The 16,787-nt window shown below is 52.4% G+C and carries 13 protein-coding genes; 8 read left to right on the forward strand and 5 right to left on the reverse strand.

Translation table 11 applies throughout. The features are described 5' to 3' along the window. Positions 1-264 precede the first annotated feature (264 nt). Positions 265-1,194: a LysR family transcriptional regulator gene (locus tag ACIPW4_RS12850; protein WP_400658321.1), complete on the reverse strand. Its 930-nt coding sequence runs from the start codon at positions 1,192-1,194 to the stop codon at positions 265-267. A 203-nt stretch (positions 1,195-1,397) separates the two neighbouring features. On the opposite strand from ACIPW4_RS12850, the gene ACIPW4_RS12855 reads away from it, so the two are divergent. The 4 genes from ACIPW4_RS12855 to ACIPW4_RS12870 all read left to right on the forward strand — a co-directional run bounded on the left by ACIPW4_RS12855 (position 1,398) and on the right by ACIPW4_RS12870 (position 5,618). Continuing rightward, positions 1,398-2,162: an SDR family NAD(P)-dependent oxidoreductase gene (locus ACIPW4_RS12855; protein ID WP_400658323.1), complete on the forward strand. Its 765-nt coding sequence runs from the start codon at positions 1,398-1,400 to the stop codon at positions 2,160-2,162. Positions 2,163-2,276: 114 nt separating this feature from the next. Next, the gene (locus ACIPW4_RS12860; protein WP_400658325.1) at positions 2,277-2,576 is read left to right on the forward strand and encodes a YciI family protein; all 300 of its coding nucleotides are present in this window, start codon (positions 2,277-2,279) and stop codon (positions 2,574-2,576) included. Positions 2,577-2,682: 106 nt separating this feature from the next. Beyond that, on the forward strand, positions 2,683-4,164 hold the full coding sequence (locus ACIPW4_RS12865) for an aldehyde dehydrogenase (protein WP_400658327.1): 1,482 nt from the start codon (positions 2,683-2,685) through the stop codon (positions 4,162-4,164). A 140-nt stretch (positions 4,165-4,304) separates the two neighbouring features. Next, entirely contained in the window at positions 4,305-5,618 is a 1,314-nt protein-coding gene (locus ACIPW4_RS12870) for an MFS transporter (protein ID WP_400658329.1), read from the forward strand. 537 nt (positions 5,619-6,155) lie between these two features. Here the strand turns inward: ACIPW4_RS12870 and ACIPW4_RS12875 are convergent. The 4 genes from ACIPW4_RS12875 to ACIPW4_RS12890 all read right to left on the reverse strand — a co-directional run bounded on the left by ACIPW4_RS12875 (position 6,156) and on the right by ACIPW4_RS12890 (position 11,359). After that, positions 6,156-7,409, reverse strand: a complete 1,254-nt coding sequence (locus tag ACIPW4_RS12875) for an OprD family porin (protein WP_400658331.1) — start codon at positions 7,407-7,409, stop codon at positions 6,156-6,158. Positions 7,410-7,497: 88 nt separating this feature from the next. Beyond that, a complete protein-coding gene (locus tag ACIPW4_RS12880; protein WP_400658333.1) occupies positions 7,498-8,559 on the reverse strand; it encodes a tartrate dehydrogenase in 1,062 nt (353 codons plus the stop codon). Between the two features lie 182 nt (positions 8,560-8,741). Continuing rightward, complete coding sequence (locus tag ACIPW4_RS12885; RefSeq protein WP_400658335.1) at positions 8,742-10,241, reverse strand: aldehyde dehydrogenase family protein; 1,500 nt, start codon at positions 10,239-10,241, stop codon at positions 8,742-8,744. A gap of 89 nt (positions 10,242-10,330) precedes the next feature. Continuing rightward, entirely contained in the window at positions 10,331-11,359 is a 1,029-nt protein-coding gene (locus ACIPW4_RS12890; protein WP_088512821.1) for a zinc-binding dehydrogenase, read from the reverse strand. A gap of 436 nt (positions 11,360-11,795) precedes the next feature. On the opposite strand from ACIPW4_RS12890, the gene ACIPW4_RS12895 reads away from it, so the two are divergent. The 4 genes from ACIPW4_RS12895 to ACIPW4_RS12910 all read left to right on the forward strand — a co-directional run bounded on the left by ACIPW4_RS12895 (position 11,796) and on the right by ACIPW4_RS12910 (position 16,609). Continuing rightward, positions 11,796-12,638 carry an IclR family transcriptional regulator gene (locus ACIPW4_RS12895; protein WP_400658337.1) on the forward strand — a complete coding sequence of 281 codons (843 nt, stop codon included), beginning with the start codon at positions 11,796-11,798 and terminating at the stop codon, positions 12,636-12,638. Between the two features lie 452 nt (positions 12,639-13,090). Further along, entirely contained in the window at positions 13,091-13,879 is a 789-nt protein-coding gene (locus ACIPW4_RS12900) for an HpcH/HpaI aldolase/citrate lyase family protein (protein WP_400658339.1), read from the forward strand. A gap of 74 nt (positions 13,880-13,953) precedes the next feature. Continuing rightward, the gene (locus tag ACIPW4_RS12905; protein ID WP_400658341.1) at positions 13,954-14,931 is read left to right on the forward strand and encodes a ketopantoate reductase family protein; all 978 of its coding nucleotides are present in this window, start codon (positions 13,954-13,956) and stop codon (positions 14,929-14,931) included. 280 nt (positions 14,932-15,211) lie between these two features. Then, a complete protein-coding gene (locus ACIPW4_RS12910) occupies positions 15,212-16,609 on the forward strand; it encodes an MFS transporter (RefSeq protein ID WP_400658343.1) in 1,398 nt (465 codons plus the stop codon). The last annotated feature ends 178 nt before the right edge of the window (positions 16,610-16,787 follow it).

A 16,787-nucleotide genomic window follows, 5' to 3' on the forward strand; every position in this document is an offset into this window, starting at 1 on the left:
AGGGAATAGCAGATGAAGGTAGCGAAGTAGATCCAGGTGCCGTCACATATGTCATCTGCAGCATGTGTGGAGACTCAACACGCGTTGCGGCCGGAGACCTGCAGTTCGGGACGATGCATGCGTCATGGGGCAAGGGCTCCCCACATTCCTGTGAGGTATGAGCTGCACCAATGCAGTGAATGACCTGTGGCTGTCGTGAATCAGACCCTGCGTTACTGTGAATAGGCTCTCAACAAGTGGCACTAATCTCCATGCTTTGCGCGCTCATGCACTGGCTGAGATTCCGAGGTCATCCTTTCCATCTAGCCACTTGGTAAGAAACTTACTAAAGTCTAGAGCAGCGGTTGTGAGCGTTTGAGTGCGTGAATTATATAAACAAACTTTTCGCACTACATAAGGTTGTGCAATGGGTTTCATGATTAAACCAAATTTGCTGCCTAGTAGGCCAACGTAAGCAGGTGCTATCAAAACCCCTAAGCCTTGTGCAGCCATTCCGAATGCAGTGGTTATATGCTCGACGACGTGCACAGGAGTAATGTTTTGATTGTTATCACTGTCCGCATAGACCAGCGAGATTGTGCGCTCATAATCGCGGCCTGCAACAATTAGTGCTTGGTTTCTTAGCGCTGACCATGGAATTTCTTTAGAGCTTGCAAGCAAATGATCAGGTGAAAGCCACAGTACCCACTGACTCTCAAAAAGATCATGGCGTTCAACATCGTCAGTAACCGGCCAGTCAGGGCCTATCGCCAACTCGACCGCTCCATCACTAACATGCTCAACGAGATTTTCCACGTAGGCATCTTTTATTCGAATCAGCACCTCCGGTTTGTCTGATGTGAAGGCTTTTACTACCGCAGGTAAGACTGTGCTAGCGAGAATTAAAGGTGCGGCCACTCTGACAATTCCCGCCGTGGAGTCACGAACGTTGTCAGCAACCGCCTGAGCAAGTTCCATGTGCGTTAGTACGCTTTTTGCGGACTTATAAAACTCACTGCCAGATGATGTGATTGATACGCTGCGAGTTGTTCTGTCGAACACGCGAAAACCAATGGCAGACTCTAATTCACTAACTAACTGGCTAATGGCTGAGGAGGATAAGTTTAGTTTCTGGCTCGCCTTTGCAAAACTTCCCAGATCGGCGACGGCCATAAAAGCAGATAGTTGTCGAGTGGTAAATTTCGGGGTCGGCATATTAAAGTCCGCATTGTAAAGTTTTTCTTAATAATACGTTAGAAAGCATCGCTTGTCGATCCGCGACTGCCTTATCAGACTGGCAGTGAGCCTCCGCATCCTTGAAGACCTAGCATCACCTACAAGCATGCAAAGGCCGTAAATTTCGTATAAGCCATGCACGCTGAAATTTGGCGACTCTACAACAACAAGGAATAACGAACATGCGACGTTTCGAAGGTAAAGTGATTGTGATCACCGGTGCGGCCAGTGGTATCGGGCTGGCGTGCGTAAAACGACTTTGGGAAGAGGGCGCCTCACTCGCGCTGGCTGATCGCGATCAAGCAGGGGTCGAGCGCCTGATGGCTGAGCTTAACGATGACTCTCGGGTTTACGGGTCAGCGCTGGATGTCTCGGACGAGCAACAGACGGCAGCTTTTGTCGAAATCGCGAAAGGCAGATTTGGGTATTTGCACGGACTGATCAATTGCGCAGGCATCAAGGGCGTTGGGAACGTCTTGGATTGTGAATCTGATAACTGGAAAAACGTCATGTCTGTGAATCTGGACGGCACGTTTCTCATGTGCCAAGCATTTGCCAGAGCTGTTCAATCTGACGAAACCTCGCGGGCAATCGTGAATATTTCATCAGGCGCTGGTGTAATGGGCGTTCCCAACCGACTTCCATATGTTGCATCGAAATTTGCCGTCTCAGGCATCACCCGCACTATGGGAGCAGAGCTTGGAGCTTACGGAATCCGAGTGAATGCCATTGCTCCTGGAATGATTCAGACTCCATTCACCGCCTATATGCTGGATGATCCTGAAAAAGCCAACCGTATTGGCGCAGCTCATGCTGTTGGGCGCGTTGGGCAGCCAGAAGAAGTTGCTGCAGTGGCCGCCTTCCTATTGACCGATGATGCAAGCTTCATGACAGGTGCCGTAGTAGCAGTTGATGGCGGTCAGACGGCCTGTTTGCCGTCGGTATAAGCATGAAGGTGCTAATCGAGATCGTCGGTTCGGCGCCTTCAACGGTATGTACCACTGGACTCGGGCGTACATAAATACCGTGTTCAGTTTGTCACCAGGTTCAGGAGTTGTGTTATGCCTTACGTGATCTCTTTTTTTGATGATCCAGACGTTTTTGAGAAGAAGAAAGAGCTGCGAGCAGTTCATCTTGAATATGTGAGTGCCAACGCTGGTAAAATTATTGCAAGTGGCGGGTTCTTTCCAGACGAGGACGATTTTCCTGTAGGTGGGTTGATAATCCTTGACGTTGAAAATCGTCAGCAAGCGGTGGAATACATCGAGAATGATCCATTCTTTGTCCATAGAGTGTTCTCGGATTACAAGGTTGATCGGTGGAAAAAATTTGTGTTCGACCATAAACGTGTGACTGTTTAGGTCATGGGGTTTGCCAGTAATTAGTTGATGGTAGTGGCGAATGCGCGCAGAACTATAGAGCTCATCGCCGATATTGTAAAAAACTCAGTGGTAAGGAGTGGGTACGGTGAAAACATATTCACACTGGATTGACGGTCAGTTCGTAGAACCTTCCAGCAGCGCCTGGTTGGATACCGTAGATCCATATCAAGGTGAGCCCTGGGCGAGAATCCCACGCGGAAATACCGCAGATGCCTCGGCCGCAGTGGCCGCAGCTAAGAAAGCTATGGTTAGCGGCCCTTGGGCAACAATGAGCGCTACCGCACGAGGGAAAATCCTCCGTCGTATTGGTGACGTTACACTCGAAAGCATTGATCGACTTGCCCAGCTAGAGGTAAGGGATAACGGTAAGTTGCTGGCCGAAATGACCGGAGCAGTCAAGAACGTAGCTGAGATCTGGTACTACTACGCTGGCCTTGCCGACAAGATTGAAGGCTCGGTCATGCCGTTAGAAAAAGCCGGAATGATGGGGCTGACTTCCAGAGAGCCCATCGGCGTGGTTCTGGCACTGACTGCCTGGAACGCCCCACTAAATTTCTTAGCACTGAAATGTGCCCCAGCTCTGGCCGCCGGCTGCTCAGTGGTTATCAAACCTTCCGAATTCTCCTCGGTGAGCTCATTGGAGTTTGCCGCACTCACAAAGTTGGCTGGCCTTCCCGATGGGGTGCTCAATGTCGTGACCGGCCTGGGCCAAGACATCGGCGCACCGCTCGTTGAACATCCCGATGTATCGATGGTGACCTTCACGGGTTCCGATATCACAGGGGCCAATGTGTATGCAGCTGCAGCGCGCCAGATGAAGCGTGTCACCATGGAGCTGGGCGGTAAATCGCCGAATATTGTTTTCGCGGACGCAGATCTTGAGCTTGCGGTTGCTGGAGCAATTTCTGGCATTTTCGGTGGTGGAGGCCAAATGTGCACTGCAGGTTCACGTCTGCTAGTGCAGAACTCGATCAAGGATCATTTCACTGAGCTACTGGTGGAAGCGGCCCGGTCAGTCAAGGTCGGCGATCCGATGGACTCAGCCACGCAGATGGGCCCCATGTCGACCGCTCCACAGTATCAAAAGGTTCTCGAGTATATCCAGATTGCCCATTCGGACGGAGCCAAATGCATTTTGGGCGGGAAGCCCGCCCAGGGGCCAGGCATCAAAGGTGGACAATTTGTGGAGCCTACCATATTCACGAATGTCTCGAATGATATGCAAATCGCTCAGGAAGAGGTGTTTGGGCCGGTACTATCTATCATCGGCTTCGAGGATGAGGCGCATGCTATCGAAATCGCTAATGACACCTTGTATGGTCTTGCAGCTGGGGTCTGGACGCGGGATGTCGGTAAACTCTTTAGAGTCTCTAAAGAGTTGAAAGCTGGCACTGTCTGGGGCAACACCTATCGTACCTACAGCTATATGATGCCTTTTGGTGGAATGAAGCAATCGGGGATTGGTAGGGAAAGTGGTGTCGAAGCCATCAACGAATACCTGGAAACCAAGAGCTTAATGATCTCAATTGCGCAATCGCACCCTTTGAATATATTTGTTCCGCGCTGAGGCGCCGGGTAGGCGCATAATACTCGCAAAAATCAAATATCGGCTGCTGCTCACAGCATGGACGCCTACCTACACTGGTTTCATCTGGGAGCCGCAGCCTAATCGCCAAAACTGTGCAAAATAAGAACAAGGAACAGAATATGACGACGCAGATCGACTACGGGCCATTGGTTGAAACCGACCCGCAACCCAATCAAGCGAAGCGTGCAACGGTGGCGTCCTTTGTTGGTACGGCACTGGAATACTATGATCTCTACATCTACGCCACTGCTTCAGCGCTTGTATTCAGCACGGTATTCTTTCCTAGCAGTGGAGCTACTGGTTTGCTCTTGGCGCTCAGCAGCTATGGTGTCGCTTATTTGGCTAGGCCTTTAGGCGGCGTACTTGCTGGCCATTTTGGTGATAGGTTTGGAAGGCGAAAGGTACTGCTTGCGATTTTACTCGTAATGGGATTCGCAACTTTCGCTATCGGCTGCCTCCCGAGTTACGACTCGATCGGCGTATGGGCCCCTATTCTCCTGGTGCTGTTCCGTATCGCTCAAGGATTATCAGCAGGTGGTGAGCTCGCAAGCTCTTGCTCATTCACCGCTGAACACGCGCCCCAAGGCCATAGAGGGTTCTATACCTCAATATCTGCGACCGGCGCCGTGTTCGGGTATCTCCTTGCGACTTTGTCATTCATGGCAGTAGCAGCTCTCCCCAAAGAAGATATGCTGTCGTGGGGGTGGCGGATTCCATTTCTCTCCAGTTTGATTTTGGTAGTGGTGGGGGTCTTCGTCCGATGGTGGATTAAGGAGCCCGAAATTTTTCTGAAACAGAAAAGTGAGGCCCAGGTATCTCGGCCACCTCTCATCTCAGTGCTTCGAGAGCAGCCAGTAGACTTTCTGCGCGTCATAGCAAGCTCCCTTCAAATTGTTCTCAGTGTCATTGTTCCGGTGTATGGTCTAACCTACGCCACCAACATAGCAGGCATCGCATCCTCAACAATGCTCAATATCGTCGCGGTAAGCTATTTTGCAGCGATGATCTTTTTGCCGCTAGGCGGTTTCCTGAGTGATAAAATAGGCCGTAAGCCTATTTTGATAGCAGGGAATTTGATAGGCGCGCTCTCAGTATGGCTATACTTCTGGGCTGTCGCTGCGGGTAATATTCCAATGGTTTATTTTGGAATGTTTTTAAGCTTCTCTATAGCGTGGGGCTTAATTAATGGCGTTTATCCAATCTTTTACAGTGAGTTGTTCAGTACTCGTTTTCGTATTACTGGGTTCGCAGTAGGTCTTCAAATTGGCTTGATATTGACTGGGTTCTCCCCTTTGATTGCTCAGTTGTTGTCGACGGCGAATGATAATGCGTGGTGGCCAGTTGCTCTTGTATCCTCTGTCTGCTCGGTTGTCGCTGCGCTTACTATTGGCTCTAGTCGAGAAACCTATAAGTCTTCGCTGAATGGTACATGATTCAGCGGTATTTTTTTCGGTCGTGGAAGTTAACGCTTCCGCGGCTTTTTTTTTCTTAATTCGTGTGTCTTGGATTCTGAAGGCCCACAATCGATTCATGCATCTAGCATGGTATGCGATCTAGGCTCTCAACAATAGCGAGGGAACCGAACCTCACTAGCTCTTGTAATGAATTATTTTGAAGATGGTTGTGGTAGAGGAGAAAAGGTTGATGGAGTGCTCAGCCTCTTTGGGATTTACCATGAGGATCAAGTTTTAGTTGAGACTGTATGACGTTTTGGACGGCCGGAGGGGCGCTGGTTGCGCCTGCGGGTGCTGGGTGTCAGGGGTAGGAAAGAGGAAACGGGAGAGGAAGAGGAAGAGGAGGAGGAGGAGGAGGAGGAGGAGGAGGAGGGTATACGAGCTTTCCGGATCTAGCGTCTCTGTGAGGTTGTGACTTTAACGGGCAGGCGGCTTGAGTCCGGATTTGCATAGACTCAAGCCGTTGGTTTCGATTGAAAAGACTGTTAATTCGACAGTGACAGAATTATATCGGAGTTACCACAGGGGGATGCTGTACGTGATGATCAAGCGGTTCTCGTCGACGTCGCTGTTGAAGTTGCTTCTGGTGATCCCGTTTCTCCAGGAGAAAGCAACGTCCTTGAAGGGGCCGCTTTGAACTACATAAGTGAGAATCAAGTTTCGTTCCCAGGTTTTACCTTCACCTTGCCTAATACGGGTTGCATGATCGCCGATAAAGTATCGGTTCATTAACGTAAGGCCTGGTACTCCAAGAGCGGCAAAGTTGTAGTCGTGCCTGAATTGCCAGGAGTGTTCATTTTGGCCGCCAAAATCACCAAGCTGGGACTGGTTGACCAAGCTGTTATCAGTGCCGTTGACTTGAGCGAAGCCTGTGTCACCACTCAGCTGTTGATAAGCGACGCTGAAAATATTACCGCCGGTTTTATAGCTGAACTGTGCGCCAAACACATCGTTGTCGATGTTGCTGTTGCCGTCATCGGTCGATCGAGCGAAACGGATGTCCGTTTTAAAATTCTGTCCGGGCCCTAGCGGTAGAGTGTGTACAACGCTGCCATAATGTTGCTTATAGAGGCCATCCAGCTCACTGTAGAAGTAGCTTGCAGCTAGGTCTGGGGTTAGCTGGTAGGTACCGCCGCCAAGGATAAATTCGTCACTTGTCTTTTGTTGTCCCAAGACAATGTTTCTGCCACCGCTTTGCTTTACAGTCATCTTTTCGTTGTTTGATGAGTCGCGATAGTTTACTCGGTCATATCGAGCGATATCCAAGTTCAGGTCTTCGATGTCGCGGGTATTGATCGATGCTCCGCGGAATGTCTGAGGTAGCAAGCGAGTGTCGTTTCGAACCAGTGGAGGGAGAAGAGGCTCTTGCGTACCTACTTTGACATCGGTTTTTGACCACCGTGCCTTTGCTAGGAAACCTGCTTCCCCATACTCATCTTTGGCATGACGACTTTTGTCACCTTTTAGCAACCCAGTTCCAAAGTTATCAGGGCTCGAATCCAGTTTGAGCCCCATAAAGCCCATCACGTCCAAGCCAAAACCTACAGGGCCTTCGGTATAGCCGGACTCGGCCCGGAAAAGGAACCCTTGCGCCCACTCTTCGGATTTACTTTGCGGCGCATTTTTGTCACGTAAATCACGGTTCATATAAAAGTTTCGCAAATCCAGTTTGGCTTTGCTATCTTTTATAATGTCGGCCTCTGCGAGCGTTGCAATGCTCAGGGTGCTAAGGCATACAATAGGGACGAACTTCATGGAGGTCGGACGCATGGTGACACCTATCTTATTTTTGTTATGAAAAGTGTTCGAGGGGTAGCTCTATGCTTAAGCTACCCCTGCACCGCAGTAACAGATTTCTTTACATGATTTTGTCTACGAGAGCTGCGCCCAGTTCGCGAGTGCTGGCGGTGCCGCCCATGTCACGTGTCAACGAGCGACCATCTTTCAACACGTCTTCCATCGCTTTGAGCAAACAGTCATGAACTTCCGGATGGCCGAGGTGCTGCATCATCATCGCACCTGCCCAGATGGTTCCCAGTGGGTTGGCGATCCCTTGACCGGCAATGTCTGGTGCAGAGCCATGAACAGGTTCGAACATTGACGGGTATTGCTTGTCAGGGTTGATGTTTGCAGATGGTGCAATTGCAATAGTACCGGTGCAGCCTGGCCCCAGGTCTGACAGGATGTCGCCGAACAGATTAGAACCTACTACAACGTCGTAATGCTCAGGCATGCGTACGAAGTTAGCTGTCAGGATGTCGATGTGGTACTGATCCACATTGACCTGCGGATAGTTCTTAGCCATTTCTGCCACACGCTTATCCCAGTAGGGCATCGAGTGATAGAGGCCATTCGACTTGGTCGCGGATGTCAGATGCTTTTTCGGGCGCTGCTGTGCGAGTTCAAAGGCATAGCGCAGAATGCGGTCGGTACCCTTACGGGTGAAGAGGCTCTGCTGGGAAACTACCTCGTCTTCGGTTCCTTCATATTGAATGCCGCCGATGGCAGAGTATTCGCCTTCTACGTTTTCACGTACTACGTAAAAATCAATATCGCCTGGTTTCTTGCCTGCGAGGGGGCAGGGAACACCTTCAAACAAACGCACGGGGCGAAGGTTCACGTACTGGCAAAACTCTCTGCGGATAGGAAGCAGCAAGCCCCAGAGCGAAATGTGATCTGGAACACCAGGGAATCCGACAGCGCCCAGATAAATTGCATCGAATTTTTTGAGTTGCTCCAGGCCATCTTCGGGCATCATACGCCCGGTCTTGTGGTAGGTTTCACACGACCAGTCGAATTCCGTCCATTCAAACTCAACGCCGAATTTTCTGCCGGCCGCTTCCAGTGCGAGGATGCCTTCGGGGATAACTTCTTTACCAATGCCGTCGCCAGGGATTACGGCGATTTTAACCTTAGCCATTTTACTTCTCGCTCACTTAATTGTTTGAAAGTTTCAGTAGTGCACGCAGGCGTAACCCCCGGAGCTTGGGTTAGCTTTCCCGATCTAAGTGCACTTGCTCATTTACTGCTTATGGATCAACGCTCCAAGCCCTGATGCGCAGAGCCTAGAGTGTTAATTACAGCACTGGTCTTGCTGTGAAGTTAAAGCTCGATATAAACAGTTTTGCTATAGAGGTAGGTGTCGAGATGCGCCGCACTTCCTTTGGCGCCATAGCCACTCATCTTTGTACCGCCAAATCCGACGAGTGGGTCGATATAGCCATAGCAGTTGACCCACATAGTTCCGGTTTTTACTCCGTTTACTACTCGCAGTGCTTTGGATATATCTTGAGTCCAAACGGCTCCACCTAAGCCATAGTCGCTGTCATTCGCGATTGTCAGCGCCTCTTCTTCATCATCAAACGGCAAGATTGAAAGGACTGGCCCAAAAATTTCCTCACGGGCAATGCGCATTTGGTTGTTCACATTCGTGAAAACGGTTGGCTCCACGAAGTATCCACCCTCAAGGTTGCCGCCCAAGCGCTTGCCGCCACACAACAGCTCGGCACCTTCGTCTTGACCTATTTTGATGTAGGACATGACGCTGTCGAGTTGCCGCTGCGAGATGATGGGCCCCATGTTGGATTGAGTGTCCAAGCTACGCCCAACCCGTAGTGTGTCCATGAACCCCATTAGCCGCTCTGAGAATTCGTCCACCACAGATCGTTGCACCAACACCCTGGTGCCAGCGAAGCAAATCTGCCCAGAGTTAGCGAAAACCCCCATAGCCGCGCCGGGTACTGCTTTTTCCAGGTTGGCGTCTTTGAAGATGATATCCGCTGATTTTCCGCCCAATTCCAGCTGCAATTTCTTGATGTTCACAGTGGAGGCTTGGATGATGCTGCGGCCAGTTTGAGTCGACCCGGTGAAGGCTATGCGATCAACACCTGGATGGCTGGCGAGAGCATGCCCAGCTTCCGCTCCATAACCGGTTACGACGTTGACAACACCCGCCGGAACACCTGCTTCATGCAGGATTTCAGCTACTCGCAAGACGGATAGCGATGCGTCTTCTGCAGGCTTCAAAACGACTGTGCAGCCCGTAGCCAATACTGCTCCAAGAACCCAGAACTGGCTGTTGAGTGGGCCATTCCACGGGATGATGCCGCCGACTACACCGACCGGTGCTTTCAGCGACATGGTTGCAACTTGCCCAGGGATGCCGTTCATCAAGGTTTCACCCTTGATGTTCGCAGCTTGTGCTGCAAAGAACAGAAGCATTTTCAGCAAGGCTGGCTTCGTGTTCCGCAGGCGCGCAATGGGCGCGCCCATGTCCATGGATTCGATTTGCACCAGTTCTTCGAATCGTTGATCCAAGACCTGGTGTAAACGGAAAAGCAATTCCTGGCGTTGGTACGGGCTCCAGTTGCTCCAGGGCCCCTCGAATGCGCGACGTGCTGCTTTTACGGCATGCTCGACATCTGCTTTATCCCCCGCGGCCAGTTTAGCGAGGACTTCGCCGTTGCTAGGGTTCACTGTGCTGATGGTCTTGCCCGACTCTGCGGCTACAAACGCGCCATCGATAAACAAGCCATGCTGTTCGCGTGAGAGGAACGCTTGAGCATCAGCGCACAGCGTTACGGTTTGGTTGTCTGCTGACATGATTCGCCTCTTGCACAAGATCTTTTCGTTTGGGCTTGGCCTCTGGAGGCGATGCCATTAAGGAATGGCTCGCCTTCAACAGCGAGGCGTTAGTCGAACATGAACACGCCTTTACCAATCTTGCGCTTGTCGAACAGGTCGTAAGCTTCCTCTGCTTGCTCCAAGCGGAACTCGTGGGTGAATAGCGAGTCGACGTCCAGGCCGCGCTCTGCAACGAACAGGGCGCATTCCTCTTGAAGGTTTTTGCTGAAGGTCAGCGAGCCCAGGACAGTCTTCTGCAGGAGAATGATTTCCGAACTGTCCAGTTCAAACTTGCCGAATACACCCACCAGGCAGGCTGAGCCCCAGCGGCGGATTGACTCCACTGCGTGCCGGCGAGCTGTTTCATTAGCACTGCATTCAATCGACTTGTCAGCACCTTGGCCGCCTCGAGTCAGGGCGCGTACTGCGGCCACTGGGTCTTCTTCACGCGAGTTGATGACGTAATCAGCGCCAAACTTCTTTGCCATTTCCAGGCGAGATGGCTCAACGTCCAGGGCAATTACGCGCGCACCGAAAGCTTTTGCGAGGAGGGTGCAGCTCAATCCGACCGGGCCTTGTCCATAAATAGCAATGGTATCGTCAGCGCTCAGTCCGACACGCTTGATTGCCCCGAAGGCAGTGCCGCTACCGCAGGAGATGGCTGCACCAGCTTTGAAGGAGAGCTCGTCTGGCAGTTTGATAAGGGTGTGGGCGGGGATCTTCATGAACTCGGCATGACCGCCATCGCCATCCAGTCCGCCGAAAACGGTGCGGTCAGTGGGGCAGAATTGTGTCCAGCCGGAACGGCAGTATTGGCAGGTGCGGCAGCCGTCATAGTGGTGCACCATGACTCGATCGCCGACTTTGGCTTCTTTTGGCGAAACAGCGCTGCCGACCATCTCGACGACGCCACATGGCTCATGGCCTTCGATGACGATCTGAGATTCGCTGCGTTTGGGGCCGTGGAGGTGGTGAAGGTCGCTGCCGCACATGCCAGAGGCCTTCATGCGAATGACTACCTCATCTGGGCCCGGTACCGGGTCTGGGTATTCGCGGATCTCAAGCTTGCCTTCACCCAGAAACACAACTGCTTTCATCGCGTTTTCCTTCAGTCAAAAATTGTTCTTATTCGCAGTATGCGCCGTGAAGGGCTGCGAGCATCCTTCCTATGGCACGTCTGTTTTTTAATAATACTCACCATTTGGGATTTATCAAACGTTTTTTCGCGGGTGGACGATGCCCGGGAAAGGCAGCAGATTCCACCTTAATTATCGTGATTAACTCGGCTGTATAGCCCGTATTTACTGGCTTTGCTGGCAGTAATGGCGGCAGCTGAACCACACGTCGGGCTCATGCTGATGATGGTCATGGAGCTTACGTTGACTATAGTTTGTGCAAATCCTATATTGCAGCATTACCTACAACAAAAACGGCTGCATTGGTAATGCCTTGCAGGTCGATTTAGCTTCGGTGACTGAAGGCTGACGGTGCGGTGAAGATCCGAGCGGCTGAGCCGATTTAGAGGGGGTGGCGATGGAGAGTGAAGCGGTGCAAGACGAGAAATTTGAGGTTGAGAATGGCGATCATGGCCGAGATGGAGGAAGCAGTCTTACCAAGATGCTTAGCATCCTCGACCTATTCAGCGAGTCAAAGCCGGCCTGGTCAACAGTTGAGCTCATCGAGGCCCTCGAGACTTCGCGATCTACCGGCTATCGCTACATCAAAGCTCTGCATTCGGCGGGTTTGCTGAGCGCCGCAGGGAACGGCTACTACGTCCTCGGCCCGCGGATCATTGAATTAGATCTACAGATCCGTAACACCGACCCTCTCCTGCAAGCCAGCAAGGGGGTTCTTGAAGAACTGGTCGATACCATTGGCCACTCTTCACTGCTCTGCACGGTATTCCGTGACTCCGTCCTGTGCATTCGAGAGCACCGTGCTCCACTCAGCCCAGAAAATAGGTTCTGCAGGGGGCAGAGTCGTCCCCTGTTCAAGGGAGCTGTGTCTAAAGTCATCCTGGCGCATTTCCCGCACCATCGGTTGAAGAGCATTTTCAGCCGGAGCCAGGCTGAAATCATGGAAGCAGGCTTGGGGCAGAACTGGGATGAGTTTCGAAGCGGCCTGAGCAAAATCCGCAAGGATGGTCACCTGGTTACTAAGGGAGAGTTCAATCCCGGCGTCTTTGGGGTAGCGGCCCCGATCTTTAATGACCACAACGCAGTTTTGGGTAGCTTGGGCGTAGCTTGGGATGAGCGCGAGCGCCGAGATGTCGACTTCAAGCGAGCAGTGCTTTCAGTGAAGCGTGCAGCTCGTGAGATCTCGAATCGGCTTGCACAGGCAAACCCACATCTACTCTCCGATTCGCCGACTCTCTAATCACTTCTGTCGAGTCGGCGAAAGCTGACATCACCTCTCCCTACCTGGGTCGCTGCGTTCGTGCAGCGGCCCGCTAGCGGCTACCTGTGATTCTTAACGCCGCCCTCCGATTCTCGTTCAGAGAAATTCTGTCAATGTCACAATTAGAGATAATGTGATTTTTTGGTCTGCCTTCAGATCTGACGAGCTGCACCTTTCAAAAAAATCAACAAAAACAGTTAGATACTCAATGTCTTGCATTGGATATGCGCCTATGAAGGTATTTTTTGATCGCACATGCAATTGACTAAATCCCATTATGCGAGATATATTGAATTTGCGCGGCGGGTAGTCGTTCTCAGCGGGTTACTGCTACCGGCTAGTCGCGCGCCACGGCCCCTGGGTTACGTACCTCACGACCTAGCCCAGGGTGTTTGTGGCTCTCATCTTCGTTGCTGACGGGAACAAGAAAAATGAATTCAGCAGACAAACGCCTTCGCAATCCTCTGAAGGAAAAGCTCGCCCGCGGCGAACCTGTCTATTCGATGACGGTGCGGCTGGTGCGCACAGTCGACATTGCCAGCATTGCTTACACGGCTGGTTTTGACTCGATCTACATCGACATGGAGCACAGCAGTTTCCCTCTGGATGCCGCTGGCCATATCTGCATGGCTTGCATTGGCTTGGGTGTCACACCTTTAGTTCGTGTACCTGGTGTCGACCCGCATTTCATCACGCGTGTGCTGGACGCGGGTGCCATGGGCATTGTTGTACCGAGTGTGCAGTCGGCAGCAGACGCTCAAGCGGTGGTTCGAGCTGCCAAGCATCCGCCGCTTGGGCTTCGCTCAGTCGCCGGTGCGCCACCACAAATGCATTACCGTTCCATGCCGTCAGCAGAGACAACGCGTCAGCTGGACGATGCCAGCTTGATCATTGCGATGATCGAGTCGCCAGAAGGCCTGGCCGCCGTTGACGAAATTGCGGCGGTCGAGGGCATCGACATCCTTCTGGTTGGCGCAAGTGACTTGAGTACCGCGTTGGGCTTGCCAGGGCAAGTCGACCACCCCCAAGTGCAAGAAGCTTTCTTGCGAACCCTGGAGGCCTGCCGTGCGCATAAGAAGGTGCTTGGTGTGGGTGGCCTTGGTAATCATCCTGAGCAGATGAAGAAGCTGCTTGCGATGGGAGCCCAGTATGTCTCAACGGGTAATGACATCACTTTCCTCGTGGCTGCGGCCACTCAAAAACGCATGCAGTTTGCGTGACCCAGTAACGCTTTCTGCTCGTGTTTGATGTGCTCCTGCACGCTCAAGCAGGCTCTTCGAAAGGGTGAGGAATTATGAAAGTTTGTGTTTATGGCGCCGGCGCTGTCGGCGGTCACCTGGCAGCGAGATTAGTCAAAGGTGGGGCTGAAGTATCGGTCATTGCCCGCGGTAGTCAGTTGTCTGCAATCAAAGTCGATGGGCTTCGTGTACAGACTCCTGAAGGTTTGCTTCACGTTCATCCATTCGCCAGTGAGTCGGCGACTGATGTAGGGCCGCAAGACGTGGTAATCGTGGCTGTGAAGGCCCCAGCCCTCGAACAAATGGTTCAAGGCATTGCCCCTCTCCTGGGTGACCACACATTGGTGTTGTTCGCGATGAATGGCATTCCTTGGTGGTTTTTCCATGGCAGCGGCGGGCCACTGGATGGCACTCAATTGCCACGCATCGATCCCAATGCAGCGCTTTGGAATACGGTGCGTCCAGAGCGGGCGGTTGGAGCCGTGGCCTACACGGCTTGTACGGTTACAGCCCCCGGGCACATCACCGTGCAGAACCCTCAAAATCGTCTGGTGTTCGGCCGTCCCGACGGAGTCGCAGATGAGCGGCTTGAGGCTCTTGCGTCTGTTCTTCGAGATGGAGGAATGGACGCTGAAGTAACCCCGAAAATCCGTGATGCCGTATGGGCCAAGCTCTTGATGAACTTGGTCGGAGGATCGTTGGGCATCCTGACTGGGTCGGCGATGAAGGATGCATTGTGCAACGACGCTGTGGCGGGCTTCGCTCGGGGAATGGCAGAGGAGGGTGCAGCCATCGCGCGAGCGCTGGGTTGTGATCCTGGCGATCCATACGTTGGCTTGCCCAAGCTCTCTGTTTCAAAACACAAGCAAAGCATCCTGCAAGACCTGGAGCTTGGGCGCTCTATGGAGGTCGATGCCATGTTGCAGATGCCTTTGGAGCTTGCTCGCTTAGCAGGTGTTGAAACCCCGAAGTTGGATTTAGTGATCGGCTTGGCGGTTCAGCGCGCGAGGGCTGCCGGTCTGTACTCAGGTTGAAAAAATCGCATGAAGCGAAAGCGCTGCTCGGCTCTGCCGGCGGTGCCATAAGTCCTTGTATGTCCAGAAAAGCGGTCGCAGAGATCGCAAGTAAATGCAGTTGAAATCAATCGGCTGCAGCAGGGATGCCGCCCTACACAACAACAACAAAAAATCTGGAGAGACGCATGACAATGTATTCTTCTTCCAAACCCCCTTCGCAGCGATGCGCTGCGCAGAGCCGCACTGGACGAAATGAGCTCAGCGAGTTTCAAGTGGTGGTTAGCCTTGGAGGTCGTCCATGAAAATCGTTAACGCCGCTGCTCGACTGGATAACCTGCCGATCAGCCGATTCCACCGTCGAGTGATTTGGCTCGTTGGTCTGGGAATGTTCTTCGATTCCTTCGACAACACCCTTGCTGGCTCCGTATTGGCGTCCTTGCTGCAATCTGGCTATTCCACGCTCGAGCTCAACTCCATGTTCCTGTCGGCAACCTTTATAGGCCTGGCGATTGGTGCGGCACTTGCCGGTTGGATGAGTGATCGATTCGGACGCGGTTTCGCCTTCCAGTTCAACCTGGCGCTATTTGGTATCTTGGCGCTCTGTTGTTCGCTTGCTCCTTCCATGCCATGGTTGATTGCGATTCGAGGGCTGCAGGGTGTAGGCATGGGGGCTGAGTACGTGATGTGCTATGGCCTGATCACCGAGTTTTTCCCACCTCACAAGCGAGGCCGCTACTTGGGTATGCTCGGTATCTTCGCCGGTGCCGGGGTGTCCATGACGTCGCTGATCAGCATGTGGGTTATTCCCGCTTTCAGCTGGCGTGCAATGTTCATCATTGCTGGTATTGGCACCCTCATCGTCTGGTGGCTACGTCGTTCCTTGCCAGAATCGCCGCGGTGGCTTGAATCTCGCGGTCGCTACGATGAAGCCGAAGCGGTAATGCAGAAGATCGAGAAGGAAGCTGGGGTAACCTCACCGGCACCTGATGCGGTACCGGTCAGTGCCAGTGCAACCCCTGGCTATGCAGCTCCGGCGAAGTGGGTGCCGATCACTGTATTGCTTACCCGGAAGGTCTTCCCACGTACCTTGATGGCGATCATTTTGGCGGTTACATGCCTATTTGGTTCGTACAGCGTAACCGGCTGGATGCCGACCTTCTTTGTCAGCCAAGGCATGACCATCTCGAAGTCTCTGGGCTTCAATGCGGCCATGATGGCAGGTTATGTCGCGGGGCCACTGCTGTGCATGTTCATTGGTGACCGCATCGGTCGGCGTTGGGGCATCGTGATGTTTGGTACCCTTTGCGCGATCATGGCGGGTATCTATCCCTTCATGGCCACGCCGACATTCGTCCTGATTTGTGGTTTCTTCCTGGTGGCAATGGTGGCCTCGTTCCTGGTGCTCAGCCTGGGTGCTACTCCAGAGTTCTTCCCTACGGCCTACCGTTTCCGGGGCGGCGGTGTGGCTCAGACCTGCGGTCGACTCGGTCTGATCGTTTCACCGTTCGTGGTGCTTGGGCTCTTCAATAATTACGGAATTGGTGGAGTTATTGGTGCCATTTCCGGCATGTACATTTTCGTTACGCTGCTAATGATTCTCGCTGGGAATCTCACTAAACCGATTCCAGTCGAAGATCCGCATGACGAAAATAATGAGTCCAAGGTGAGTCATACCCCTGCTACATCTCTAAAGTAATAGTCTCGACCTTGTAAAGTCAGGCTATTGGCGCTAGCGTGAGTGCCTTTAGCCTGACTGTCGGAACTAGATGCTGCAAGCTATCAGTAAAAGGTACACATTTTTCATCAGCCTCCCGGGTTCAACAGGTTGCTGCTGAGTACAGTTGTCGGTGAGGCGAGTGACTGATTCAGATCAA

Origin of the sequence: Pseudomonas sp. NPDC089996 (assembly GCF_044748405.1) — a bacterium.
Lineage (GTDB): Bacteria > Pseudomonadota > Gammaproteobacteria > Pseudomonadales > Pseudomonadaceae > Aquipseudomonas.

Coding starts and splice junctions, on each gene's coding strand:
- ACIPW4_RS12850 (WP_400658321.1), bottom strand. CDS start 1,194: ATGCCGACCCCGAAATTTACCACTCGACAACTATCTGCTTTTATGGCC.
- ACIPW4_RS12855 (WP_400658323.1), top strand. CDS start 1,398: ATGCGACGTTTCGAAGGTAAAGTGATTGTGATCACCGGTGCGGCCAGT.
- ACIPW4_RS12860 (WP_400658325.1), top strand. CDS start 2,277: ATGCCTTACGTGATCTCTTTTTTTGATGATCCAGACGTTTTTGAGAAG.
- ACIPW4_RS12870 (WP_400658329.1), top strand. CDS start 4,305: ATGACGACGCAGATCGACTACGGGCCATTGGTTGAAACCGACCCGCAA.
- ACIPW4_RS12875 (WP_400658331.1), bottom strand. CDS start 7,409: ATGCGTCCGACCTCCATGAAGTTCGTCCCTATTGTATGCCTTAGCACC.
- ACIPW4_RS12880 (WP_400658333.1), bottom strand. CDS start 8,559: ATGGCTAAGGTTAAAATCGCCGTAATCCCTGGCGACGGCATTGGTAAA.
- ACIPW4_RS12885 (WP_400658335.1), bottom strand. CDS start 10,241: ATGTCAGCAGACAACCAAACCGTAACGCTGTGCGCTGATGCTCAAGCG.
- ACIPW4_RS12890 (WP_088512821.1), bottom strand. CDS start 11,359: ATGAAAGCAGTTGTGTTTCTGGGTGAAGGCAAGCTTGAGATCCGCGAA.
- ACIPW4_RS12895 (WP_400658337.1), top strand. CDS start 11,796: ATGGAGAGTGAAGCGGTGCAAGACGAGAAATTTGAGGTTGAGAATGGC.
- ACIPW4_RS12900 (WP_400658339.1), top strand. CDS start 13,091: ATGAATTCAGCAGACAAACGCCTTCGCAATCCTCTGAAGGAAAAGCTC.
- ACIPW4_RS12905 (WP_400658341.1), top strand. CDS start 13,954: ATGAAAGTTTGTGTTTATGGCGCCGGCGCTGTCGGCGGTCACCTGGCA.
- ACIPW4_RS12910 (WP_400658343.1), top strand. CDS start 15,212: ATGAAAATCGTTAACGCCGCTGCTCGACTGGATAACCTGCCGATCAGC.